At 52.7% G+C, this 25229-nt stretch carries 24 protein-coding genes and 1 other annotated feature; of the genes, 10 read left to right on the top strand and 14 right to left on the bottom strand.

The genetic code is table 11. The features are described from left to right. Positions 1 to 4 precede the first annotated feature (4 nt). Positions 5 to 1552: a HAMP domain-containing sensor histidine kinase gene (locus tag KTH_RS07955; RefSeq protein WP_111323677.1), complete on the bottom strand. Its 1548-nt coding sequence runs from the start codon at positions 1550 to 1552 to the stop codon at positions 5 to 7. A 69-nt stretch (positions 1553 to 1621) separates the two neighbouring features. Continuing rightward, positions 1622 to 1999: a hypothetical protein gene (locus KTH_RS07950; RefSeq protein ID WP_111323676.1), complete on the bottom strand. Its 378-nt coding sequence runs from the start codon at positions 1997 to 1999 to the stop codon at positions 1622 to 1624. 309 nt (positions 2000 to 2308) lie between these two features. Between KTH_RS07950 and KTH_RS07945 the strand changes: the two genes are divergently transcribed. Both KTH_RS07945 and KTH_RS07940 read left to right on the top strand, forming a co-directional pair. Then, complete coding sequence (locus KTH_RS07945; protein WP_111323675.1) at positions 2309 to 2563, top strand: SHOCT domain-containing protein; 255 nt, start codon at positions 2309 to 2311, stop codon at positions 2561 to 2563. Positions 2564 to 2624: 61 nt separating this feature from the next. After that, positions 2625 to 3311 (top strand): DUF2306 domain-containing protein, encoded by a 687-nt coding sequence (locus KTH_RS07940; RefSeq protein WP_170142679.1) that lies wholly within the window; start codon positions 2625 to 2627, stop codon positions 3309 to 3311. Positions 3312 to 3387: 76 nt separating this feature from the next. Here KTH_RS07940 and KTH_RS07935 read toward each other — a convergent pair whose 3' ends face one another. Continuing rightward, complete coding sequence (locus KTH_RS07935; protein ID WP_111323673.1) at positions 3388 to 4722, bottom strand: MFS transporter; 1335 nt, start codon at positions 4720 to 4722, stop codon at positions 3388 to 3390. Between the two features lie 436 nt (positions 4723 to 5158). Here KTH_RS07935 and KTH_RS07930 point away from each other — a divergent pair, with 436 nt between their 5' ends. Together KTH_RS07930 and KTH_RS07925 are read left to right on the top strand one after the other, a co-directional pair. Further along, positions 5159 to 6385 (top strand): acyltransferase family protein, encoded by a 1227-nt coding sequence (locus KTH_RS07930; RefSeq protein ID WP_111323672.1) that lies wholly within the window; start codon positions 5159 to 5161, stop codon positions 6383 to 6385. Positions 6386 to 6472: 87 nt separating this feature from the next. Next, positions 6473 to 7243, top strand: a complete 771-nt coding sequence (locus KTH_RS07925) for an acyl-[acyl-carrier-protein] thioesterase (protein WP_111323671.1) — start codon at positions 6473 to 6475, stop codon at positions 7241 to 7243. A gap of 87 nt (positions 7244 to 7330) precedes the next feature. Here KTH_RS07925 and KTH_RS07920 read toward each other — a convergent pair whose 3' ends face one another. Then, a complete protein-coding gene (locus tag KTH_RS07920) occupies positions 7331 to 7894 on the bottom strand; it encodes a PadR family transcriptional regulator (RefSeq protein WP_137686416.1) in 564 nt (187 codons plus the stop codon). Positions 7895 to 8101: 207 nt separating this feature from the next. Next, positions 8102 to 9859, bottom strand: a complete 1758-nt coding sequence (locus KTH_RS07915) for a proline--tRNA ligase (RefSeq protein WP_497617684.1) — start codon at positions 9857 to 9859, stop codon at positions 8102 to 8104. 52 nt (positions 9860 to 9911) lie between these two features. Further along, positions 9912 to 10145: a binding site (T-box leader), on the bottom strand. A 107-nt stretch (positions 10146 to 10252) separates the two neighbouring features. On the opposite strand from KTH_RS07915, the gene KTH_RS07910 reads away from it, so the two are divergent. Then, positions 10253 to 10708 (top strand): hypothetical protein, encoded by a 456-nt coding sequence (locus KTH_RS07910; RefSeq protein ID WP_497617682.1) that lies wholly within the window; start codon positions 10253 to 10255, stop codon positions 10706 to 10708. An 82-nt stretch (positions 10709 to 10790) separates the two neighbouring features. Further along, positions 10791 to 12392 (top strand): Na+/H+ antiporter, encoded by a 1602-nt coding sequence (locus tag KTH_RS07905; RefSeq protein WP_497617680.1) that lies wholly within the window; start codon positions 10791 to 10793, stop codon positions 12390 to 12392. Between the two features lie 70 nt (positions 12393 to 12462). Here the strand turns inward: KTH_RS07905 and KTH_RS07900 are convergent, their stop codons facing one another. From KTH_RS07900 to KTH_RS07890, 3 genes are all read right to left on the bottom strand, one after another. Then, positions 12463 to 13317, bottom strand: a complete 855-nt coding sequence (locus tag KTH_RS07900; RefSeq protein ID WP_497617678.1) for an alpha/beta fold hydrolase — start codon at positions 13315 to 13317, stop codon at positions 12463 to 12465. A 140-nt stretch (positions 13318 to 13457) separates the two neighbouring features. After that, positions 13458 to 14015, bottom strand: coding sequence for a peroxiredoxin (locus KTH_RS07895; RefSeq protein WP_497617676.1), 558 nt, complete (start codon positions 14013 to 14015; stop codon positions 13458 to 13460). A gap of 143 nt (positions 14016 to 14158) precedes the next feature. Further along, positions 14159 to 14434, bottom strand: a complete 276-nt coding sequence (locus tag KTH_RS07890) for a hypothetical protein (protein ID WP_497617675.1) — start codon at positions 14432 to 14434, stop codon at positions 14159 to 14161. Positions 14435 to 14753: 319 nt separating this feature from the next. Between KTH_RS07890 and KTH_RS07885 the strand changes: the two genes are divergently transcribed. After that, a complete protein-coding gene (locus KTH_RS07885; RefSeq protein ID WP_497617673.1) occupies positions 14754 to 16070 on the top strand; it encodes a hypothetical protein in 1317 nt (438 codons plus the stop codon). Between the two features lie 214 nt (positions 16071 to 16284). On the opposite strand, the gene KTH_RS07880 is transcribed toward KTH_RS07885, so the two are convergent. The 3 genes from KTH_RS07880 to KTH_RS07870 all read right to left on the bottom strand — a co-directional run bounded on the left by KTH_RS07880 (position 16285) and on the right by KTH_RS07870 (position 19533). After that, positions 16285 to 17628 (bottom strand): ABC transporter substrate-binding protein, encoded by a 1344-nt coding sequence (locus KTH_RS07880; RefSeq protein ID WP_497617671.1) that lies wholly within the window; start codon positions 17626 to 17628, stop codon positions 16285 to 16287. Between the two features lie 26 nt (positions 17629 to 17654). Continuing rightward, positions 17655 to 18557: a carbohydrate ABC transporter permease gene (locus KTH_RS07875; RefSeq protein ID WP_497617669.1), complete on the bottom strand. Its 903-nt coding sequence runs from the start codon at positions 18555 to 18557 to the stop codon at positions 17655 to 17657. Positions 18558 to 18624: 67 nt separating this feature from the next. Next, the gene (locus tag KTH_RS07870; protein WP_497617667.1) at positions 18625 to 19533 is read right to left on the bottom strand and encodes a carbohydrate ABC transporter permease; all 909 of its coding nucleotides are present in this window, start codon (positions 19531 to 19533) and stop codon (positions 18625 to 18627) included. A gap of 992 nt (positions 19534 to 20525) precedes the next feature. Here KTH_RS07870 and KTH_RS07865 point away from each other — a divergent pair. Then, the gene (locus KTH_RS07865; RefSeq protein WP_497617665.1) at positions 20526 to 21875 is read left to right on the top strand and encodes a hypothetical protein; all 1350 of its coding nucleotides are present in this window, start codon (positions 20526 to 20528) and stop codon (positions 21873 to 21875) included. A gap of 786 nt (positions 21876 to 22661) precedes the next feature. On the opposite strand, the gene KTH_RS07860 is transcribed toward KTH_RS07865, so the two are convergent. Next, complete coding sequence (locus KTH_RS07860; RefSeq protein ID WP_111323659.1) at positions 22662 to 23063, bottom strand: MerR family transcriptional regulator; 402 nt, start codon at positions 23061 to 23063, stop codon at positions 22662 to 22664. A 103-nt stretch (positions 23064 to 23166) separates the two neighbouring features. Between KTH_RS07860 and KTH_RS07855 the strand changes: the two genes are divergently transcribed. Continuing rightward, positions 23167 to 23511, top strand: a complete 345-nt coding sequence (locus KTH_RS07855; protein WP_497617663.1) for a thioredoxin family protein — start codon at positions 23167 to 23169, stop codon at positions 23509 to 23511. A 41-nt stretch (positions 23512 to 23552) separates the two neighbouring features. On the opposite strand, the gene ybiA is transcribed toward KTH_RS07855, so the two are convergent. Both ybiA and KTH_RS07845 read right to left on the bottom strand, forming a co-directional pair. Next, positions 23553 to 24005, bottom strand: coding sequence for a riboflavin biosynthesis intermediates N-glycosidase (ybiA, locus tag KTH_RS07850; protein ID WP_497617661.1), 453 nt, complete (start codon positions 24003 to 24005; stop codon positions 23553 to 23555). 114 nt (positions 24006 to 24119) lie between these two features. Then, positions 24120 to 24824: a class I SAM-dependent methyltransferase gene (locus tag KTH_RS07845; RefSeq protein WP_497617660.1), complete on the bottom strand. Its 705-nt coding sequence runs from the start codon at positions 24822 to 24824 to the stop codon at positions 24120 to 24122. A 204-nt stretch (positions 24825 to 25028) separates the two neighbouring features. Here KTH_RS07845 and KTH_RS07840 point away from each other — a divergent pair, with 204 nt between their 5' ends. Continuing rightward, positions 25029 to 25217, top strand: a complete 189-nt coding sequence (locus KTH_RS07840; protein ID WP_497617659.1) for a hypothetical protein — start codon at positions 25029 to 25031, stop codon at positions 25215 to 25217. The last annotated feature ends 12 nt before the right edge of the window (positions 25218 to 25229 follow it).

Below are 25229 nucleotides of genomic sequence, written 5' to 3'. Positions count from 1 at the left end.
ATTTTTAACCATCCTTTCTCACACGCTCTCCGACCATACGCCGGGCCGTGATCGTCGTCCCCTGCTGCTCGGAGCTCTCAATTGTTAACATTCCGCCAAGCGCGTTCATTCGCTCACGCATCGAGGCCAGTCCAACGCCTTGAGAAGTGCGTTGAGCATCAAAACCTCGCCCGTTATCTGTCAACGTCAACGACCAGCCCTCGCTCTCACAGGCAAGCTGCATGCTGACCTCGGTCGCTTGACTGTGCCGCGCCACATTTGCCAGCGCCTCCTGTGCAATTCTGAACAGCGCCTCTTCCTCTTCTGGTGAAAAAGTACAATTCATCGGCAGTTGAATCTTTACAGGAATAGAATGTTGTCGACTCCATGAGGACACATATTGACGCAACGCCTCAAGAAATGGTCGATGTTGTAGTGCAGATGGGCGCATCGCTTTAATCAGGGCCGTGAGCTCCTGGCGCGCCTGATACGCCAGATTATCGGCTTCCAACAGGTAGCGACGCAGCGGGTTTTCGCTCTCTTCAAGCAGCGCCAGGCCTGCCCCCAGTTGCATCGAGACAGCGAAGAGATGCTGCTTGACGCTATCATGCAATTCACGCGCTATATGGGTCCGCTCCTCAAGACGGGCGTTTCGCTCTGTCAGACGGCGCTGAATTTCCAGGCTCTGCACCAACTGGTCAGCCATGTGGTTGAAACCGGCCTCCAGATCACCCAGTTCGTCGTGATGCTGCACCTGGAGCCGTTCCTGATAGTATCCCTGCGCGAAGCGCTCGGCTGCTTGAGCCAGTCGTTGAATGCGCCGAATCAGCCCGCGCGTTGATATCACACCAAACAGCAAGCCAAAAGGCGTAATAATCAGAAGCGTCACAGCCGCAAACTCAAACCAGCTAAAGAAGAGAAAATGCAGAAATGGCCCATGCACGGCAGGTAACGCGGAGATAAAAACAGCCCCGATCACCTTCCCGAGCCGCTTCACAGGCAGAGCAACCCGAGGTTCCCTGCCCTCTTCTGTCACCACAATTCGGCTGACCGTACGTCCTTGAAGTGCCTCGCGAATCATCGCTTCATAGGGATTTCCAGAAATAGTCTTTCCTTCTGTACACTGCTGCATATCAGAACAGGCCAAAATTTTCCCATTGGTGGATACAAGCGTCACAGCAATCTGGCCGCTCAGGCTGTAAGATGAGCGATGACGAGGCGTCTCCTCGTTCTCCTCTTTCAACATCTCCCAATCCGACTCATCTACAAATGCTGTAATATCCAGTGAGCCGGGCTGTCCTTGCTGGAATGTGCTCTGCTCAGAAAGGGTATCTCCATCGGCCTGAGAAGCCGCAACAAGGGCATAGAGGCGAGCCATTTTTTCCGTTCGCGAGAGGGCTTTAGAATCCAGCGCGCTGGTGTTATGGAGCACCTCAAAAATGATACCACCCACTATGGTGAGGAGCACCGACATAATCGAAACTGTCACTACTATATAGGAGAGCGCCATGCGCGCCCGTAAGCCCGAGAGGCGCAGGCAGCCGCGCCGTTTTTGTCTGGAAGTTCCTGTCATATATGTAACCCGCCCCTATTCCTCCACAAGAGGACTACGTGAAATTGAGTATCTAGTGTTTAGCTTGTACTACGAACAAGACGTACAATCTGTTTGAAGAAGGGCCATTTTTAGCATGTGTATTGAGTGTTCAAGCCATACTTGTTCTGCATTCAGCAATATTTGAATATGGTTCAGCAACAATTCCTGCACTATTTCAGGTGCTTCGGCATGTCTTGCCCGCCACTCCTCAAGCCACTCACCCAAACGAAGCATCAGCGCATGCCGCTCCTGTAGTACGCTCAGCGCCTCTCCTGGCTTGAGCGTCGTAAGAAAAGACAGCCCCGGGTCAACCATTGATGGATGCAAAGGATCTCCGCACTGCGCTCCAAACAGAGACAGGAAGCGCCTCCGCTCGTCAGGGAGCATTGCAGGCGGACAAAGACATATGACCTGCCAGAGATGCATACTGTACTCCTTTCCATCCTGAGTATAGCGCATTGAAGAGCGGAAGAAGACCGTCTACAGGTGGGATGTGCTCCTTCTTCAGTCGCATGTTCGATGAAAATGGAAGAATGCCGACTCGGGACGGGGGTATCCCCATCTGAAGACCGATCCGAATTCCTCTTTTTACGCATATACTATCCACATCAGCGGTGAAGTAGAAACAAGGTTCACCAAAATCATGCAGGCAATTACTTCACTGCTGAGCAATATATGGCTTATGAGTATACGTAAAAGTATGGGTCAATCTCCATAGAAGAGAGGAGCAATTGTATGCATTGCGGTTTTGGTCCCTGGGCATTTATGCCATTCATCTGGTTCCTTTTCCTGGCCGGACTTGTCGGGTTTCTGATCTTCCGCGCAGCCATCCGCAATCGAGCGGCATTCTTCAACATGCAACAGAACCATCCAGCACGCGTTTCAGCGCTGGAAATTCTCCGGCAACGCTATGCACGGGGCGAAATCGATGGTACTACCTTTGATATCATGCGTGAACGCCTTGAAGGATCAATTCACCCCAAAGAATAGAAGATTGGACGGAGAGGGCGCTTTGTCCTCTCCGTTTGATTCCAGACATCGAGAGGTATCTATGTCCGTAAAAAAAGCTGGAGCCTGGTGGTGGATTATTGCCATTTTTGCTTTTATTGCCGCTTCGTTCCTTGCAGAACCATACGCACTTTTCAATCCTGCGCTCAGTCGCCTGGAACTCAATCCAGCATTTCCGCTGCATTATCCCTTGCTTGTCGCTCATGTACTGCTCGCTGCAGTTGCACAAATAATCGGACCATTTCAGTTCCTTAACGGCCTGCGAGCTCGACGTCCGCAACTGCATCGCTTGCTCGGTCGCATATACCTGCTCTGCATCCTGCTTGGCAGCATTAGCGCTGTTGCTATCATCATCGTTTCTCTGTCCAGTTTTGAGCGTCGAGCAGGCTTTGCGGTTCTGGCAATTCTGTGGCTCCTCAGTGCTGGACAGGCTTATAGAGCCATCCGACAGCGTCGTATTCAGGATCACCGTACCTGGATGATTCGCAACTATGCGATTACGCTGGTTGCGGCAATGGCACGCGTGATGAGCGTGTTCAGCGTGTTGCTCCTGTTACCGCAACGTAACACGACCTTTGCGGGACATTTTGATCTTCTGCTTGCACAGGCAATGGAAACCGGCTTCTGGATTGCACTTGTACTCAATATTCTATTTGCCGAGTGGTTGATTCTCTCACGTCGCAAGCGGCTAGACAGGCAACAGGCCACAGAAGCCCGAGAGGTGGCATAAAAGAAAGCAGCCCTGAGTGTCAGGACTGCTTTCTTGCTTCCAGAGCGGAATCATGCTCGATAAAGAGAGCAGGCAATCAATCTCCCGGGGCAGTTTCGGGCGAGAGCTGTGTTCCATCTCGCTCCCCCGTTTCGATGAAATCTACGCCATGCGCCTCACGCCCGATTGCCGCCAGAATAATGACCGCCAGGAACGCGCCAAGCGAGAAGATAGACAGCGCCATCGTGAAGTTCGGATTCTTGGCCGTTCCGAAGTAATCGTAGGCCATCAACGTTTCAATGAAGACAATCCAGGACGCAAACAGGTTGCCTAGCTGATAGGCAAAACCCGGGAACGTGCCCCGCACATCGGTCGGCGAAAGCTCGTTCAAATGGACTGGAACCACTCCCCAGGCTCCTTGAACCATAAACTGCAAGAGGAATGCACCTATAGGCAACGAGATCAGCGGGTTGAGCCCGGGAATCATCAGCAGGCCGGACCAGAGCGGGATCATGATCACGCCAATGATACAGGAAACCAGAATCGCCCGCCGTCTTCCCCAGAATTGCGAGTAATGGCCGAAGAGCGTTCCACCAATAATCGCACCACAGTTCGCAATGGCTGTCAGAATAGTCGTTTGGGTCACGTTATACTTCCATTGCCCCTGCAAGAAAGTCGGGTACATGTCCTGCGTGCCATGCGACAAACAGTTGAAGGCAGTCATAAGAATAATCAGATACAGGAAGAGCCAGGGCCGGCGCGCGACAGCCGTGATCATGCCCTGCCAGACACTCACGCCGCGCTCGCGATGTACCATCTGTTGATGCTCCCAGACAGGCGACTCCTTCACGCCAAGCCGGATAAACACAACAACCAGCGCCGGAAGTGCCCCGATGGCAAACATGACGCGCCAGGTATTGAATGGAGCCGGGAAAACATTGTAGACCAACGCAAATACCAGCGCCCCAAGCAGATAGCCGACCGCGTATCCCTGTTGCAGAATACCCGAAAACAGGCCTCGCGCCTCTTTGGGCAGCGATTCCATTGCGAGCGAAGCCCCAATGCCCCATTCACCACCCATCGCAATCCCAAAGAGAATACGCAAAATGAAGAAGAATGTATAACTGGGTGAAAATGCGGTCAGCAATTCCAGGAAGGAATAGAACACAATGTCGATCATCAATGGGAGCCTGCGCCCGAACCGTTCGGCCAGCAGCCCGAAGATGAGCGCACCTACAGGACGCAACATCAATGTTAACGTCAGGGTGAACGAGATCGCTGGAGGCGAAACGCCCAGATCATGGGAGACCTGAATGACAACAAAGGTGAGCAAGAAGTAATCAAATGCATCAAGCGTCCAACCCAGGAAGCTCGCCAGAAAGGCGTTTCGCTGTGAGCGATTCAGCGAGGTAAAAATGCGCCATGCATTCATAGGTAACTCCTTTCAGCACCCGCTTCTCCCGCATCCCCACAGAAGCGGAAGAAGGGTCCTACCCATTACAGTGAGTTACAGAGGATACCTTTATCATACCACTTTATCGCTATTTATCGCATTGCTTTTTACTCCGAAAGAGATAGATCTACTCCATAAGCAGACAGATAGAAGAACGTTGTCTACTCCTTTTTCATACCACTATAGGATACAGGCAATAGAAATCATAGGATGCGCACTATACATGCACCACAATCCTGAGTATCTCACCTCCGCAGATATGGGAACGGACTTTGTTTCTATGTGCGACACATTGTGACAATTTGGACACATTTTCCCTGCTTTTTGGACGCACTTTCTCAGCATCTGCCTGATATCATTGCATCCATAGACAACAAAAAGAGCTATTAAAAACTACTTAATAAAGGGAATATAAATGAAAAACGGAAATGCAAAATCATCAGGGAGAATCTACTTTTTTGACTGGCTTCGTGCAATCGCTTTTCTCGCAGTTGTGTCCATTCATTGCATTCAAATGTTCGGCGACCTCTACAAGCCATTTGGCAGCACTCCACTGGGAAACGGCGTACGCTGGTTGAGCCTGAATGGCTTCACCTATTGGAGTATGGCGCTGTTCTTCCTGCTGGCCGGCGCAAGTAGCTGGTTCGCCCTCAAACGCAGAACAGCCGGAGCGTTCATCAAAGAACGGTTTCAGCGCCTGCTCGTTCCGTTTGGTATTGGCTTTGTCCTGCTCGTCCCGCTTCAGGCCTATTTCGACATGATCAGCAACCAGTTGTACAACGGTTCCCTGCTTGCCTTCTACCCGTATTTCCTGGGTGACATTCTGCGGGGAAATCTGGGCCTCATCACCGGCTACATTCATCATCTCTGGTTCATTGTTTATCTGTTTGGCTTCTCGCTGCTCACGCTTCCACTCTGCCTGTATCTGCGCGGCGCCGGACAACGCTGGCTAAACCGAATAAGTAACCTGAGCACTACGCCTGCTGGTTTGTTTGCTCTGGCTCTTCCGCTGCTCTTGATCGAATGTGGCCTGCGCACCGCCTTCCCGCAATATTGTAGCCTGACTGATGCTCTTTCGTGGACACTCTACTATATGTATGGATTTATCCTGTTCGCCAGCCCACGCCCCCGACAGATGATCCAGAAGACAGAATTGCTCACAACAGGCCTCACCGTAGCTGGCAGCATAGCGCTGATCTGTCTGTGGAAACTGGGTGGGGCCCAGGTACAGACCGCGTATACACCTGGCTATATGCTCTTCCGCAGCCTGTGCGGCCTGACGCTCTGGTGTAGCCTTCTGATGACCCTGGCACTCGGAGACCGCTTCCTTAACCGGTCGAACAGCTTTTTGCAGTATAGCTGTAAAGCCTCGTTCCCGTGGTATCTGGTTCACTTTCCGCTTGTTGTGATCCTGGCATATTGCTTGCTACCGCTTCACATGGGCTTTCTCGTCACCTTCGCGCTCCTTATCACTGGTTCATTGCTGCTCACCCTGCTCGTGTCTGACCTCCTGCTCCTTCAAGCAAGTGGCACCCGGGCCATTCTCGCGGCACAAGCGGCTGTTCGGCAGACACAGCTTGCCCGGCAGGCAACGATCAAGCTTCAGCCCCTTACACTGAGAACACAACCGCTCTCCTTGTAGTCACAGGCCGCCCGCAACCACGTGGGCGGCTTCCTCAAAAACTGCTACAATACAGATTGAGAGGAATGTTTGACACAAGGAGACGATATGAAACGGTATTTTACCCGTGCGCACACGGTTCGTTACGACGAATGCGATTGTAACACGCTCCTGACACCAACCGCATTCGTCCGGTATATGCAGGATATCGCATCACAAGACGTAGAAGATGCACAACTACCAGGTGAAGGCCACTGGCTCGTCAAGCGCACACTGATCGACTTCGCCGCACCCATCCCCATTCACACCCGGCTTGAACTCAAAACTTTCGGCATCTCATTCAAGCGCATCACCTCTCAACGCGGCTATGAAGCCCGCCTGGCAGACAGCCCCCACAGTGAGCCCCTGATCTCAGCGCGCACCCTCTGGGTCTACATCGATGCCCGGGGTAAACCGGCCCGCATCCCCGAGGAAATCGTGCGCGTCTGGCTTCCAGATGGGCCTGAAGCGCCCTTGTCTGATCCTCCTTTTCCCGCGCCACCCGAGCGAACACCCGAAACGTCAACCACCACCGTGCGCTTCTCGGATATCGATCTGATGCACCATATGAACAATGCTGCCGTGGTCGAGGCGCTGGACAATGCCGCCTGGGAAATGTATGCTCGACATGGCATCAGACCCGATACGACGCGCTTTGAGCCTCTGCATTACGATATCGAATATATGGAAAGTCCGGCCTTCGGCGATTCGCTCAACATCCAGAGCTGGCTTGAACCGGCAGACGAGCAGATAGTCACACTGCACCAGCAGATCGTGCGCGAGGGCAAGGTGATGGCTCGCGCCTGCTCGCAATGGAAGCGCTTCGACAAGAGATCCTAGTTTTCGCGAAACCAGAAAAGAAGAGGCAGCCCGCTCACTGCCTCTTCCGTCCATACAAGCAACGCAAACAACGAAAAACGAGAATATCTACTTTTCCTGCTGTTGCAGCTCTTGTTCAAATTGTTCGATCATCCAGCGACACCACGTCACATATTCGCGCTCATAGGCCACGCCGACACGCACCGTCGCATAGTCGCCGAAACGCGGGTCCGAGGGTTTCGGTATACCTTTCTCCTCGATTCTCTGTTGAATCCCCGCAAAGATAGCGAGCCGCTCACTGTGCCATCGCAACTGGCGGCGATAAAATGCAAGCGCCTGCTGCGGCTCTGTCAGCCAGATGGAATAGGTCTTTAAGAGCAGCTCGTTCCGCTCAGCAGCAGGCATCGGAGGCATGACAAGCCACGCTTTGAGTGCCTCCCGTCCTGCTTCAGTGATCGTGTAGAGCTTCTTGGCGGGACGCTGCTTCTGCTCTATCAGCCGGTGCGTCACATATCCTAGCTCCTCCAGATGAGCAAGCTCAGGATAGATTCGACTGTGCTGTGTTTTCCAGAAAAAATCGATAGCATTCTTCATCCATTGCGCAATATCGTAGCCCGAAAGAGATTCACGGGCCAGAAGGGCAAGAATGGCATACCCCGATGTTGACAACACAGAACGTTCCTCCCTTCTATGTCTCGTAGTACATACGTCAGGGAAGACATATTCTTCACAAGTGCCACACTCTCGAGCACGCCGATCACCCTTGATTGCACCCTCAATTTGAGTTATAGTACCGACAGAGATGGGCGTCACTTTTGAGGAGATCCTGAAGTCCTCACAGCCAACGCGCTCCACGGTTGTGTGGCCTATCTGTGACGCTCAACTCTCCGTCTCATGCAACCTCTTCTGCACGAGATCACGTATTGTTCTCGCCGCTTCATCTAACGCTATAATCTTTCCTTCCTTTTCATGCCGCCACTTGAGCTCAACGCCGCCATTTTTCAATGAGCGCTTGCTTACCACCACACGCAGAGGCACACCTATCAGGTCGGCGTCGTTCAGCTTCACGCCCGGGCTCTCAATGCGATCGTCGAAGAGCGTCTCCACTCCCTCCGCCTGCAAGTCTGCATACAGCCGCTCGGCTGCCGTCCGCGTCGTCTCTTTGTCCATATCAAAGCCGACCAGCGCCACATGATACGGTGCCACACGCAACGGCCATACAAGCCCTTTCTCATCACTCCTCTGCTCAACGAGCGCTGCCAGAATCCGGCTGACTCCGATGCCATAGCAGCCCATGAGCAGCGGCCTGGACGTGCCATCTGCCGCAAGAAAGGTCGCATGAAACACGTCGGAATAGCGCGTGCCAAGCTTGAAGATATGGCCTACCTCGCAGCCACGCACCATATGGAGCGAACCGCCGCAACGCGCACAGGAAGCGCCGTCATATGCTGAGGCAATGTCATCAAGGATCGCAACACGAAAATCACGAGGATAGTTTACATGTGTAATATGATAATCAACACGATTCGCGCCTGCGACGAAGTTCCGGCCCTGTGTGATCGAGTGGTCGGCCACAATCAGAATCGAGTCATCTTTGTCCAGAGGCGAGGTGAAGCCCGCCACAATGCCGCTTCGTGCCAGCTCTTCAGGCGTAGCAAGATGCAGATCAGAGACATCAAGCTTCGCGCGCGTCAACACATTGGTTAATTTGACCTCGTTCAGCTCCAGATCACCCCGCAGCACAGCTATCACGCTTCGGTCCCCGGCAGTGTAACAAACACATTTCAGCGTCCGCTCCTCCGGCACATGCAGGAACTCAGCCAGCTCGGCGATTGTCTTTACCCCGGGTGTATAGACCTCTTCAAGCGCTTCCAGAGCCTCATCAGTGCCTACCGGATCGCGCACAAACTCGGCCTTCTCTCGATTCGCCGCATACCCACACTGCTCGCAGATCAGCGCGTCATCCTCGCCTGCCTCAATTGGCACAAAGAATTCCTGCGAGTCCTTGCCACCAATGGCGCCGCTGTCGGCATCGACCAGGAGAAAGCGCAATCCGCATCGCTCTAAAGCCGCCTGACACGCCTCACGCACCACGCGATAGCTTTCGTCCATGCGCTCAGGATCAGCATCAAAGGTATAGAGATCGAGCATCACAAACTCACGGGTACGCAGCAGCCCCCCACGCGGCCTTAGTTGGTCACGAAAGCGAATGTGAACCTGAAACGGGCGTTGTGGTAGATCACGGTAACTGGTAATGAATTCGGACGCAAGCAGCGTAATCACCTCTTCGTGGGTCGCTCCGAGCACCAGATCACGGCCCTTGCGATCCTGCAAACTGAACAACTCCGCTCCATACGCCTCGGCACGCGAAAGACCACCATTCAGCGGCGGCTGCTCCCAGAGCTCGCGAGGCTGTAGTATCGGCAACATTACTTCCTGACCTCCGGCTCTTTCCAGCTCGGAGCGCAGCAGATCGGCGATCTTGCGCAACACGCGATTACCCAGAGGGAGAAAGCTATAAACGCCCGCTGCAAGCTGCCTGATAAAACCCGCTCGCACCAGCAGCTCATAATTGCGCCCTTCCGAGTCACGCGGCGCTTCTCGTAGCGTCCGGGTAAACAGATGAGATAGTCGCATGGTGTTCTCCTTCTTCTGAAGCGCGCCAAAATAAAAAAAGCCCCGTCCCTCCATGAAGGACGAGTTTTTCCCGTGGTACCACCTTCGTTCAGATTGTGCATTACAACACAATCCACTCATTACGGTCAATAGTATAACCGTTCCTCTGCGCTAACGGGGAGGCTCCGGTCAGCTCTTCGCTGACGCTCTCAGGTGGGTTCAACGTGATTTCGTCTACCGGCTTTCACTCTCTCCGGCTCGCTGACAGACCGTCCTCACGCCTACTATTCCTGATCGGCGCGTTTACACTGTATCGTTTCTTCTTCCCAGAATACATGATTTCTGTGCAGATTGTCAAGCCCCCATTTCTGGCGGTATGATAGATCCAGTAACAGCAAAAGGAGGTCAGTATCTATGTTTGGCTGGCGATTCTGGAGCCTTTCGGCGCTCTATGCCCTCGGGGCAGCGCTTCTCATCGGCATTCCCACGGTATTGATTCCGAACGCGTTTTTCGTGCGCATGACGCCGAGCGGGACGCTGGACTATAGTATCTGGCTGCTTTCCGCGCTGCTGATCGGGCCACTGCTGGCACTGGCAACACTCTACCCGACGCCGCCTCAGCAGCCCAAAGAGCGCACCGGCACCCTGCGGACACTATTCGGCTTTCTGCTTTCGTTCTTCTCGGTTGGTTGCCCGATATGTAATAAAATCGTCGTCCTGCTGCTTGGCATGAGCGGCGCCATGACCCTGTTCGATCCACTGCGCCCCTTGCTCGGGCTCGCGTCGCTGCTCCTGCTGGCAACAACGTTGTATCTCAGAATCCGCGTTCTACGTCTCGGTTGTCGCCTTCCTGCACCTCGAATCCAGTAGGTATACTGAATAGAGAACCCCCGGAAGCTCCTTCACACCAGGCGAGCAGTCAGCGCTTCGGGGAGACGAGAGGTGGCAGCTTTTGGTACATGAAACCGTCGTTCTGAGTTTTATTTTGCTGTCCGTGATTGTGGCGCTGGCGATTCTGGCGACGCGGCTGCGCATTCCATACCCGATCCTGCTGGTGATCGGGGGGATACTGCTCGGCTTTTTACCCAATTTGCCGGACATACATCTCGATCCGAATCTGATCTTTGTTGCCTTCCTCCCTCCTCTTATCTTTACTTCAGCCTGGTTTACGTCCTGGCGCGATTTTCGTGAATCGCTACGCCCGATTCTCTTGCAGGCGGTCGGGCTCGTTCTGCTGACCATGTTGCTTGTTGCCTGGGTGCTCCATACCATTCACCCGGATCTTCCCTGGTCGGTTGCTTTTATCCTCGGCGCGGTCGTCTCACCGACTGACACCGTCGCAGCAGGGACCGTCATAAAGAACTTCCGCCTGCCGCACCGCCTGACGACCGTGATTGAAGGCGAGAGTCTGGTCAACGACGCCACGGCGCTTGTTGCCTACCGCTTCGCCCTGGCAGCCGCTCTCAGTGGGACCTTCTCGCCTGGTGCGGCGGCACTCCAATTTGTCCTTGTCAGCGTGGGGGGCGTGCTGATCGGGCTGATTATCGCGTGGCCCGTCACCTGGCTCTACCAGCGCATCGACGACGCAACCAGTGAGATCGTTATTTCGCTGCTCACTCCCTATGCGGCTTACCTCTTCGCGGAAGCGCTCCAGCTCTCCGGCGTGCTCTCGTGCGTGGCTGCCGGGCTCTTCCTGGGACAGCGCTCCGCGACGCTGCTTTCGGCCAATACGCGCCTGCAAGCCGGGGCCTTCTGGAACGTGGCGGTGTTCCTGCTCAACGGCTTTATTTTCATGCTGATCGGGTTGCAGCTCCCCGATATCATTGCGGCACTCTCAGGGATGCCCTTCCTGACGCTGCTGGGGCATGCGGTGCTGATCTGTCTGGCTGTGATCGTGATTCGCCTGATCTGGTGCGTTGCCAGTACCGCCATTGCGAAAATGCTCAGCCGGTTGATCCCCTCATTTCAGCCTATCACGCGCTGGCGCTCGGCTCTGCTGATCGGTTGGTCGGGCATGAGAGGCGGCATCTCGCTCGCAACGGCGCTCTCGATCCCCCTGACGCTCCCCAATGGCGCCGCTTTTCCCGGGCGCGATGTCGTGATCTTCCTGACCTTCAGCGTGATTCTGGCAACACTCGAGCTACAGGCACTCACGCTTTCACCGCTGATACGCCTGTTACACCTCGGCGAAAAGCATACGTCCGGCAATGAATACCGGGTTGCCGTGCGCACGATTCTTGAGGCTGCTCTTCAACGCATTGAAGAGCTTCAGAACGAGGAATGGGTCCCGAAAGATGTTGCGATGGCGCTCCACAGGCGCTACGAGAAGCGCATACAGGATCTGCGTATGTTTCGCTATAAATGGAAAGGTTCTCAACCATCACTTGAACGGCCCAAAGCGATAGGCCGCTTCTATTATGAAATTCTGCATGCCAAGCGTCTCGCAGCAATCGATCTACGCGATAGTGGATCGATCAGCGATGAGATTTTTCATGCAATTGAACATGATATCGATCTGGAAGAAGCACAATTCCACCGGGGAAAGATGCCATAACAAGCGAGAATTCGAGAAAAGAGAGAAGAGCCTGTACGCGAAATATCCATACAGACTCTTTGCATCATTCCTACATCCCTACAAGTGGAGCCAGAAAACGCGCGGCAGCGGCATTAAAAGCAACCGGGTGCTCATGATGAACCCAGTGACCACATCCATCAATCACCAGAAGTTCCCCCTGTGGAGCCAGATGAGCGGCCTTTTCAGCGTATTCTCGTGGCACCAGCTTATCCTTTTCGCCATGAATAAACAGCGCCGGACACTGCAACTTCGGCAGATGAGGCATGTGATAGGTTTTCGGCCCTTTCCAGCGCGTTTCATCAATCACCCAATCAGGAAACAGCGTCTTTCGATTCTTGACTTCCTGATGCACCTCATCCACAATCGTGTCAAAATCGGGTACCTCCGACTCAAACAGGTAATGCCGCACAATGAAGCGAATCGTCTCCCGGCTGGCTACAGCAGTTCCCAGACGCGAGGCCAGCGGCGTGCGCAGCAGGAGCGAATTCAAATGCTCACGCTTCTCATGCTCCAGCAGCCCGACGCAGCTCCCGAGCACCAGCCGCGTGACTCGCTCAGGATGTTTCAGCGCGAAACCAAGCGCCACGCTACTCCCTATCGACATGCCCACGAGTGCCACCTGCTTCAATCCCCAGACATCAAGCAGGCGCTCAAGACAGTCTTCAAGCGCGGCCTGCGTTGCACGCCCACGATATGGAATGCTCTTTCCCTGTCCCGGCCAGTCAGGGGCCTGTTCCTGATAAGCGACCGCAAGCACGGGGAACAGCCGTTTCCAGCACAATAACGCGTTGTCCATACCCCCATGAAGCAATACAACAGGCGGGCCGTGCTGACTCGCTTCATAATAATGCACTGGCCCGTCGGACAGCTCTACAAGCCCTTCAACGAGGAGAGTCGTAGTCATCGTTGTGCTCCCTTCTCAGCACTATTCCACACGGCACAGGTTGTTCGCTCTACCATTTCTACAGGGAGTATTTTCACAATAACATATCATACGCTGAAAGGAAAGCTCGACTATTCCTCGTTTCCAGTAAAGCTGTCGTATTACCGTTGCGCCAACCAGGCAAGCACCTCATTGACATGCTTATCAGGCGGAAAGATCGGATAAAACACCTTGATAATCTTGCCGCTTTCCACGATCAACGTCAGGCGTTTGACCAGCGTCATGCCCTCAACGGTGAATGTGGGCAGGCGGAGCGCCTGTACGAATGTCAGATGCTCATCACTGAGCAGCGGAAATGGCAGGTGCAGACGCTCGACAAGCTCCTGCTGCTCCTCAGGCGTTTGCGTGCTGAAACCAAACACCCGGGCATCGAACTGCTGGAGTTCCTGAAAGTGGTCACGAAACGAGCAGGCTTGTGGCGTACAACCACGCGCTCCCGGGATCAGATCCCATCCCTCTGGATTGGGCACGCCGGGCCTCCCTGTGCGCGGAAAGCAGTATAGAACGGTTAATCCGGGCAATGAGGCAACATCGATCATCTCGCCTGTTGTGGCAAGCAACGGGACCGATGGCAGTTCAATTCCCGGCAGATGGCGACAGGCCCCGTCATCCTCGGGTACCGGTAAGTTATCAGGCAATACATACACATTTTCTACCATAGTGGGTACCTCCTTCTACCGCTTTAGTGTACAGGATACAGAACCAGCCCAAAAGAGCCAATGGCACTCACGAGAAGCAGGCCAAAGGGAAAAAAGGCGCGGGCTCATCCAGAGGTACCGCGCCTTCCATGAGGGGACGATTGTCATTCGTGTATTTCTGCAATTACAGAGGGGGTGAGCGAACGGACATTGACGTTCACCAACCCGAGTCGAATATAGATCTGAGCTAAGATGTCATCGGTTCGGTCGCGTCCAATGCATCGATCCAGTTGCAGCACACACTGCGCGATCCGCTGATTGCACCGTCTGATCGTGCGTGCATGCTCAGGGGTGACTCCATCTCGAATCAACTGTCGAATCCGCTTGCACTCTTTTCTTATCTGTCTGCGCAAATACTCATATCTTTCCTGTTCCTTCATTCTTTCACTCCTCTTCACACACCATTGTATGGCTTGCGCATCTACACAACCATGCTGCATCACTGCAACAGAGACGACGCCAGTGAAATGCAAGCGCCTCCGGGAACAACGCGATATCGATTTTTCAAGCAAGAAAGCAGGTTTAGTAAGCCTGCATCCTTTCTACACAAACAGCGTACCATTTCATTTCGTAGGAAAAAGACAGAAATTCAACAGTAGGATATACAAGTACCAATCGGGGATGAAACAGTAGACAGAGGAAAAATGCAAGCATATAATAAGTTATAGATAGTTCTCTAGTAGCTGGGAGAAGGAAGGTATGGGAAATGGCGTGAGAGTCTATTGGGGCATGCGTGGCGAGTACGGGCCCTACTCAAAACAGGAAGATGGGTGGCCGAATGCGGGCGAAGTCCTCCTCGATTATCACCGTCGCTCTGGCAAAAGCGCACAGGAAATTGCCAGGCTCTACAACGAACGAACAGGCTCTTCAATTAAACCGGATTGGATTTATAAAATGGAGTATCGGAACAAAGTACCCCTCGATATTCATCGACGACGTGCATTGGCGGAAATTGTAGGGATTCCTCTTGGATTGTTTGGTCTTGCGTCGCTTTCCAGCATTGCAGACACCAAAACCGCATATGCAGCTCCTGCTGTGTTGCAGTATGCACAAATCGATATTGACCGTTATCACAAGGATATTCAACTTTTCTGGAAACTGCATTATTCCAGCACAGCAGGCGACTCGCTGACTGATATCCTTGCGCAGCTCAAGCATCTTGAAGGCATAGAGAAGCAAGCGCGAGGTGACTTGCAGAAACACTCGCGTGAACTTCTCAACAGTTACTATCGACTTGCCGCGACGCTCTTTCGGGATCGTGGCGATTTCCTTCGGGCCTATACCTATGCGAATCATGGCGTTCGCGTTGCCCGGCAGCTTGGTGATGACCCGACCTCGCTCCAGCTCCTCGCCGCCTCGCAGTACACGCGTGGCTTCGTGCTGCTCGTCTGGGGCGCGATTGGTGACAGCGTGCAGCAGGGGCAGATCACATTGAAACGAGATAAAATCGCAACCGCCCTGACCGACTTTGAACGGGCATTGCCGAACGCTCGCCCGCAACTTAAAGGCATTATCTATTCAGAGATGGCGCGTGCCCGGGCGCTTCAGCGCTCATCTCCCATCGACGAAACGCTTGCGCTCACCCTGCTGAAAAAAGCGGAAGATCTGGTCGGACTGGAGAGCGACGTTGATGCCTACAACCAGATCCTGCTTGATGGGGATATGAAGGGGCTCGACGAGCGGCGTTGGCGCATCGGCAGAGCGAAAACAATGCTCGCGTTACGGCGCCCAACGGAGGCAATCGAGGAGCTGGACGAGCTCGAACTGCTGAGCGGCCAGACTCATACCCGCCGCCGCGCCTGGACCGACATTCTCTATGCGCAGAGCTCGCTTGCTATGCAAGATTGGTTTATGGCGACGCAGAAGGCTATCAGCGCCTGTAATGAGTGCAAGGAGGTGCAGTCGCTCGCGCATATCACCCGGGTTCGCGACATCTATAAGCAGTTGTTGCACAGTCCCTATAAACAGAATCGCGAGGTGAAACGGCTCGGCGAGCTGCTGAACGCGAAAAAATAGGAGGAAGGGGTTTCCCTTCCTCACCTGAACCATGTTTTCTCTCGTCCCACTCATAAGACAAAAGAGGGGAAGAACGTCTCCCACTATGTAGCATACCAGAGCCACCAAATGGAGGGAAATAAATGTAGGCCATTGACCAACTCATCTCAACTGAATAGCGCAAAAAAGAGCAGCCGACCGATCTGATCGACTGCTCACACAGACTGTTCTGCCTTTACGGGAGCTGGAAAGGACAGAACTGTTGAAGCTGCGGCTGTACGCGGTCATACACGTTTTGCAGCGCTTGCTGTGGCGTACTATCGCCAAGCAACACCGCTTGCTTCGCTGTATCCATCGCGTCCCAGATCTGGGCACCCACCGGCATCGGCGGGCGGCTCAGCGTAAAGGGCATCATCGAGGCAAAGAACTTCTGATTGCCAGCGGTAATCTCGGGATCGTCGATCAGCGATTTCAGCGTTGGCAGGTGTTGTGTCTGAAGAGAGTAGATACGCTGTCCCTCAGGGCCGGCGATATACTGCATCAGTTTCCAGGCACCATCCACGTTCTTCACGCCCTTCGGCATAACCAGCGCATAGCCGCCAGCCCAGGTAAACGGCTTGTCCCCTTTTTGCCCGACAGGCAGATAGGTAATGCCGTAGTCCAGCTTGGGAGCGTAGTCGCGAATGCTCGACAGCAACCAGTTTCCAGTGATTGACATTCCCAGATGGCCGGTGAAGAACGGGGTCTCGCTCGGAGGCGCATTGGGTGGCTGATAGGTTGCCATAAACGTGTCAACCTTGTGATAGTCCAGCTCCTTCGACCACTTCGCGTAGTTCTCGAACGCTTTCTTAAAGGCGGGCTCGAACGCGGTAAACTCACACGTGGTTGGGTCGTAGTATTTCGCGCCCATGCTCAGGCCCCAGGTTGCAGGCGACGCTTCGCCATCCCAGGGGATCAGACCGAGTTGTGTATAGTTCCCCTTGCTATCCTTCTTTACCAGCTTGCGCGAGATCTCCATAATCTCATCAATAGTTGGAGGACCATTTTTCGGATCAAGAATAGAAGGATCAATGCCGGCCTCGCGGAGCAGTTTCTTGTTATAATAGAGCCCACGAGCATCGCTATCAAACGGCAGGGCATACGATTCACCCTGGTACATGGTCTCTTTCCAGGCAAACGGGAAATATTGATCGCTGAAGGTCTTGCCACCTTCCTTCTCGATCAGCGGCTGAAGGCTGCTCAAAAGACCAATCGATGCATACTGACTGACAGTAAAGCGGTCAACTTCAAACACATCAGGCGGGGTTCCACCACGCACGGCAGTAATCAGAGCTGTCGCATCACCCTGGGAGGGTGATGGCTTGCCAACCAGTTTGACATGATAGCCAGGATTCGCCTTTTCAAATCCTGCAATGATCTTCTTCCATCCCCCCATATCCACCGTTCCGGTACGCGTCGTCCAGAACGTAATGGTATGAGGATCGCTTGGCCCCATAGAGCAAGCAGAGATCAGGACCGCCAGCATCAGGGAAACCATAAGCAGCGACCCTGCCTGCAACAACTTCCTCGTATGTATCATCTTACAGATTCCTCTCATCATCGTACTTATCTGAAGCTACCAACGGTAATACCCTTAATGAAGAATCGCTGGAAGGCGAAGAAGAGAACCATGATTGGCAGGATAATCAGGACAGAAGCCGCCATTAACAGGTTGAACTGGATATCATGCGTGGAGCGGAACATCTGCAAGCCAATCGAGAGCGTCTGCAACGATTCATCCTGTAGATAGATCAAGGGTCCCATAAAGTCGTTCCATGCACCGATAGCGGCGAAGATCGCGACCGTCGCCAGTGCCGGACGCGCCGTCGGTGCAACAATCGTCCAGAGAATACGCCACTCGCTTGCACCATCGACACGAGCAGCATCGAGCATATCCTGCGGAATCTGCAAAAGGAACTGCCGCAAGAGGAACGTAGAAAACGCGCTTGCCAGAAAATGAGGGACAATCAATGGCAGGTAGGTATTTACCCAACCAAGCCACGCAAACAGGTCAAATTGTGGAATAAGCGCGATAGGGAACGGGACGAACAGGGTTATCAGAACGAGATAGAACAACTGATCTCGCCCCTTCCACTGGATGCACGAGAAGCCATAGGCAACGATAAGGTTAGAAACGACGGTACCAATGACTGTTAAAGCGGTGATAAGCAGCGAATTCAAGAAGAACGTGCCGAAAGGAATAATCGTGACCGCCTTCACAAAGTTTTCCCAGAGCCAGCTTTGTGGAATAAATGTGGGCGGTGTCACTGACATCTCTTCGTTCGACTTTAACGCAGTGGCAACCATCCAGTAGAGCGGGATCAAGAAGAGCACGCTCATAACAACCAGGAAAATACGGGCAACAATGCTATCCCAGATCTTCTGCCAGATGCTGACTTTGTAGCCTTCGCGCTTGACAGGGGGAAGATCCTGCTGCTCAATTGGTTCCATACTAAGAGCCGACTTCATAATTGCTATATCCTCCTCTCGCACCATCACCAAAGATGGGCGGGTCTCGTATTGATCTGAAGATCCCTTACGCGCCAACCTCGTAGTTGACAAAGCGCTGTGCCACAGTATAGAGCACTACTGAGAGCACCATACCAACGAGGAACAGTGCTACTGCCAGGGCAGATGCATAGCCCAACTGAGCATAGCTGAAGGCGTTCCTGTAGAGGTAGAACATGTAGAACAGGGTGCCATTGTTGGGGCCACCATTTGTCATGATGTATGCAGGGGTGAAAACTTGCAGACCACCGCTGATCGCAGTAATGAGATTAAAGAGGATGGTGGGCGAAAGCAGTGGAAGCGTGATCCGAAAGAAGCACTGAAGCTTGCTCGCGCCATCAATGCGCGCTGCATCATACAGGGTCGTCGGGATGCCGTTCATACCCGCCAGGAAGATCAGGGCTGCATTCCCTGCGCCAAGCTGAGCCAACATGATAATGACCCACTTTGCGCTCGTCGGGTCACCGAGGTAGTTGGTTGCAGGCACACCGAAGAGGCCCAGGAACTGGCTCACAATACCAAACTGGGGGTTCACCAGCACGATAAAGATAAAGGCGATGGTGAATGCCGGTACCAATGAGGGCAAATACAGCAGTGTGCGGTAAAGGGGAGCCTCCCGAACCGGACGGTTCATCGCGATTGCCAGCAAGAGAGCAACAACCAGGCCGATAGGAACTGCAAGAATGGTGTAGAAGAACGTGTTAAACGTTGAGGTGCCAACCAGGGGATCAGTGAACATACGCTGATAATTCTGCAAACCAAGCCAGACGGGCGCTTGCATACCACTATAGCGGAACAGACTGATGACCAGGGAGTACACAAGCGGGAAAAGCACAAAGGCAATAAAGCCAATGGCCCAGGGACTGATAAATAACAGCCCTTTGACGATGTTCATCCGCTCACGTCGTGTGAGACCGGCTTTCTTGACAGCTTGCATTACTGCAATGCCTCCTTCAAAAACGTTTTCCGCGTGTTAACAGAACACGCAAAAGCCACATCAATGTATCGGAAACGCAAACGTCACAAAGACGTGCTCGTCGTTGAGCGCGTAGGATTTATGCAAGCTCACAGTGTCCTCGTTCAGCACAGAACTCGACACAGAACACAAGGTTCAATCTATCCATGATCGAACCAGATGTATTCGGCATATGAACCGATATACCCTTTACCACCACCACGCTTGCTACAGTATTTCCGCTTTCCGTCTTCTATAAATAAAAAGAGAAATGGACAACGTTTTTCTATTAAAAGTTCGAGATGCCCTTTTATGATGAGAGGCAAAGAAAGCACTTGCGTAATGCTGTCAGGAGTGATGTCACCGGTTCGGGTTGCCAGGCTGCTTCCTGGGTCAAGCGGTCATACCCCGGGAGAGCTCCCGGAAGGCTCAGTACAGCAGAGCTTTTGAACGAACCGCAAATAAGTTGTATACAGATAGTCTGAGCAAAGTCGTAAATGATTGAACTTGTACATCACACCTTTCATGGTCTAATCATACCATGCAAAAAACCCATTTACAAGTCTTGAAACAATGCCAGCTACAAATTCATCTTGTCTTACGAGGAAAGATCCACTTTCTCGACGATGAAAAGCCTCTTTACAGGCTGAGCTTATCCTGTGTTCTCCCCTTATTTGTATGAACAAATATCGTCCTTATTCCTCTCTTTTTGTCTATACAAATACCGGCCTGAGACAGGGTCTGTGCATGCAAAAGTGCAAAGCTGTCGAATCTGAAGAGGAACGGGCAGTCACACCGTATCCTCCTAACTGGCGCCTTTTTCCTGGATTTACTCTAAAAATGCGTATAGCACGGAAAGGGGAGGAACTGGATTCAACCATGAAGAACGCGTGAGAATACGTCCTCATGCAGCGTTTTCGCATCGCCATCGATAGAGAGATAGAAAGATCTCATGAGTAAGAGGATTTTGAACAATGAAGGACTTTTTCAAATCGATCAAAACGTATAAGCTTATCTATCTCGGTCTGATTATTCATATGCTGTATTATATTTCTGCATTTCATACGGGGTGGTTCAACGGACTCTTCACAGGAAGTGCAATTCATTATTGCTGCAAAGGACTCGATTTTTATCAGGTTCCCGACGGAGCATACGCTTACTGGCATAATGGAAAATTGACCGGGGAAGAGCTGCCAGATGGTACCCGTTTTTCACAGGATCATCCGGCGAACAAGAATGTCTACCATCCGCTGTTTACGTTAATAGTCGGCACAATACTGCTGCCCTTCTCACCAGAGCACGCCTTTACGGCATGGCTGATGCTCAAACTGGCGCTCACTATCGGTGTTGTATGCTACTTTATCTGGATATTTCAGAACAGTAAATATATATCGTTTGCAGTTTTTGTATTGCTGGCCTTTGCGACCAATTATCTCGAAATTGCAATTGCTCAGTTTCATAGCGTGCTGAACGCGTTTCTGCTGCTCTTTCTTATCGATCTGGTGAAAAGAAAGAGTGTTGTCAGCAGCTCCATTCTGTCTTGTCTCACGATGCTTGTCAAGCCGATTGTCTTCTTATGGACGCCGCTGCTCATCATCAAGAAGCGCTCCGGGATCGCACTCGGGGGCCTGCTGCTGTTTGCACTCTACACCGGGATTTTCACCCTTGATGGAGCGGCAAACTACTATATTGATAATTTACGCGGGCAGCTTCTAGCAGCTTCTGTCTTTGGACCGGATCAGATCATCACGCTCGGGGCGCTCATCCGCTTTGATACCAACCTTCCGGATGTGGTCTACCAGTTTATTCGTTATGGGACGCTGGCTGGAATTCTGGTGCTCAGCCTGCGCAAGCGCTTCCACATTGTCAAAGGCTGCTTCCTGCTCACAGTGTACTATCTCTTCTTCTACAGTCTGGTTTTCGAGTATCACTATACCAGTCTCGCACCTGTAATCGCTATCTGTCTGGTCTGCTGCCCGGAATTTCAAACGCTTCGTTCGCGTATATGTGTTTTGCTTACCTGTTTACCGAGTGCATTTGTATTTCTCAATATACTGAATATTGGAACCAAGCACGATTCTTTCTACGGCACAAGCGTCGACCTGCTCGGCTGGCGTATCATGGTCATCAGTAAGGTGCTTCCAGTCCTGTTTCTCTGCATCTTCGTGCTGTCCGATGATGTCATAGCACTCTGGAAGCGGATTCGCAAGTACATTCAGCAATGGAGACGGCACGTACAGCCTGTTCCCTCTCATGCCGATCCAGCGCCAGCATTCTCAACACATCAGGAGCACACTGGCATAGAAAGTCGTACAGCATTATAAGAGCGGCGCCGCTTTAGCTGAAAGCATACACGATTTGACGATTGCGGGAAGTTAAATTATGCTGAAGCAAAACAGGTAAAAGACGCGTGCAGGCGGCCCTCGCAAGCAGCATTCTATCGCCCTGGCGACCTTTTTCCTTCCACCACTTCTGTCATTTCCTCGTCTCTTCTAAGAGGACCAGCAGCAAGCTGTGCCCGGTTTCGTTGTGATGCAGATCTATTTGTAGGGCGCTCTTGTATCTATTTGTACACAACGTTGCATACAAGAACAGATGTGTCCCTGTGCTTGCAAGCGGACAGCGACGCATTCGGGTTTGCTCCCTTACCACCCTCAGCATGTTTCCATCTGGCTCGCTCTCTATATGCTCTGCCAGGCACTTCTACGCATTCCCAATTCCAACAGAGTTTCACACGAGCATTACATTTTGTTACAAATGTTTCGTATTTTCTCTCCATTCTCTTGCTTGTGCAACGTATTTCTTCAAACATGTGATATTACCATTGACATGACGCGATGAATATGTTACATTACCTGTGATGTTTGTGGAAGGACATTGAAATCACATTGTAGGTGGTTTTGATTGTCTGAAGGTAGCATAAAGCCCGGTGAGCATTCCATGCTCCCCCTGGTCACTGGTGTGGTGAGAACCGAATTTACTCTCCTATCATTTCTGTTCTCAGTCCACCTTTGCTCTTTTGCCTTTTTTCGTCCCTGAGCGGTCGATGAAAGGCGATACCGGATTTTGTGGCGGAGCCGGTCCCTGAACTGGCCCCGCCACTTTTTTGGCTACCCTTCCTGACAGTTGAGCAACAGGCAGTCAATGCAGCCTTCCAGATCCGAGCAGCGGCACTTCAGGCCCTGCTCAAGCAGCCGCTTCATCTTCATGGTGCGATCGAGCAGCGAGGAAATTTCTATCAGTTTACCTCGGGCCAGCGTTTGCCAGCGGTCAGAGACGGGCGACGCCTCGCGTTCATCGAGCAGCGTTTTAATTTCCGTAAGCGAGAAGCCAAGCTGCCGAGCGGTTTGAATAAACTCGATTCGCGTCACTGTCTCCTCATTGTACCGTCTGCGCATACTCACCCGACGCGGCTCAGGAAGCAGCTCAATGCTTTCATAGTAGCGAATAGCCGAAGGACGTAACCCCGTGCGCCGCGCCACCTCGGTAATCGTAAGATCGTCATTTTTCATGCATCTTTCCCTCTTGACTTCAAGTTAACTTGAAGAAGTACAGTGAATGGCGAGCCGCAGTTCTCTGGCTCGATCCAAAAGAAGACAGAAAGAAGGTCACATTATGGCTAGCAGTCAAACATCTCAGGTCTTTCATGTGGGAAGCGCTGATTTTTCAGATAAGGTGTTACAGGCAGACACTCCCGTTATTGTTGAATTCTGGGCGGAATGGTGTACCTATTGTCGGGCGCTGACACCCCATTTCGAGCGCCTGAGCAATGCGTATCAGGGGAGACTTCAGTTCGCCATGCTCAATGCCGACGATCACCACGAAATTCCGATCCAGTATGGCATTCAGGGCCTCCCCACGCTGCTGATTTTCCATAAAGGGAAAGAGGTTGCCCGGCTTATCGGGCCGCATCCCACGCGGCTTCAAAGCCAGATAGACAACGTTCTTGCCCGCATCTGAGACCAGATAAGCCGTGTGGTGAAGCACCGTTCACTGCACGGCTAGTGCACTTCTGACGTGCTACGCAGTTTTTCCCGCACTTCCATCAATATAATGCCGAGCATGTTTTTCCCGCTTCCATCGCGACCAATACCCCAGTAGTAGTCTCCCGGGGCATTCTCCACGATTTCTTCATCACCCGTCTCAAGCAGCAGCTTCTTGAGTTTCGGGTGCGTCTCGAACTTGCAGAGCACCGCGCGCCGCATCACGTCATCCTTGACCTCTTCCCAATCGGGGCGCAGCGGCACCTCCCGGGAACGGCCCAGTTCCGCTGCCTGTTTGGCCGAGGGAGCCTCGCGAATCCGGTCGGCATAGGGCGTGTTGACGAACTTCTGTGCCTGAAAGAAATGCTCCACGGTCGGCCACCACTTCCCGTCAAGCTGCACGCCATGACGCGAGAAGTTAGAGAAGCAACCATACGGATTTTCTCGTGTGCTATAAAAGTAGATTGTCATAGTATTATCCTCTCATTCCTGTTTTTCTCCTCTTTCCTGAAGAAAACAATCCCCCACCACTGAGACACCTTACCACTTACAACAATTCGCAGTCGGGATTTTATCCCCTCGCGCTCACAAAGATCGGGGACGACGGAGCACAGCAAGGCGTATCAAGCCCGATCCACCCCATTCTGCATCACTCCGAAACGCCTCAAGCTGCAAACATGCACAGGATAACTCATCGCGCAATTGATCTGCTGTGAACCAGTGCACAAAGCCCGCGCCATTACAAAACATGTCGCCTGGCTCCAACGAACGAAACTGCGAGGCTGCCTGTTGCTCATCGGTGTAGAGCGAAAAAGCGTTCGGGGGAACGACGTAATAGGGGAAGAGAAGCGGCGCGCTCGGCTTCAGAACTCGTGAGATCTCGGCAAGGTATGCAAGCCGCTGCTCGCGAGAAGGGATGTAGCCATAGAGCTTGAAGGCCACCGCCGCATCAAAGGAGGCATCAGGGAAGGGCAGGGTGAGCGCCTCAACACAGAGCAATTGAGGCTTCGGCTCAATATCAACCGTCAGTGAACACGCCTGCTCGATCAGGTTCGGGCTGACATCAACACCGACCGCTTGCAAGCCTCGCCGTGCCAGTACTCGCGTGATACGACCTGCTCCACAGCCCAGATCAAGCACGCGCCCCTGTTCGGGCAATATCTGAAGTAGCCATGCTTCGGCTTCTGCAGGCCCTTCACTCGCTTCCCGGTGATAATGCTGCACCTGCTCAGGAGCATCAAACCAGGCACGTACACGCTCGATCAGGATGTCACGCTCGTTTTCCAGCATTTTGTTCTCCTTTTTCTCGTTTTCACGTTCCTTATCCCTGCTTGCTACTATACCATACGACCGATAGAAAAGGGTCAATTTTTCTCGAATGCCAAAAACTCGTGAAAAATGATGTCCCCATTGGGAAGTTTCATCGTACATAATAATAGACACTGAAACGACAGTGCTCTGTATCAGCTTTGGAAACGTGAGGTTTTGTGCAGTATGGACGTGTGGCTTTCCTTCGTTGCCTGGTTCACGGTGCTTCTGGTGGTGCTCTGGTGCGGCTTCGACCTGTGTCGCGAAGGAGGCCATGCGGCTCATCTTGCCCTTCCTCTGCCACTTCAGCTCCTGAACCGTTCAAGACGCTCAACCATTCGCGCCGGGCCACTCGCAATCCCTCCACAGATATGAGAAGTCACAACG

Source organism: Thermosporothrix sp. COM3 (assembly GCF_059696735.1).
The sequence above is the reverse complement of the archived record's forward strand: the minus strand, read 5'-3'. Positions and strand labels throughout refer to the sequence as shown.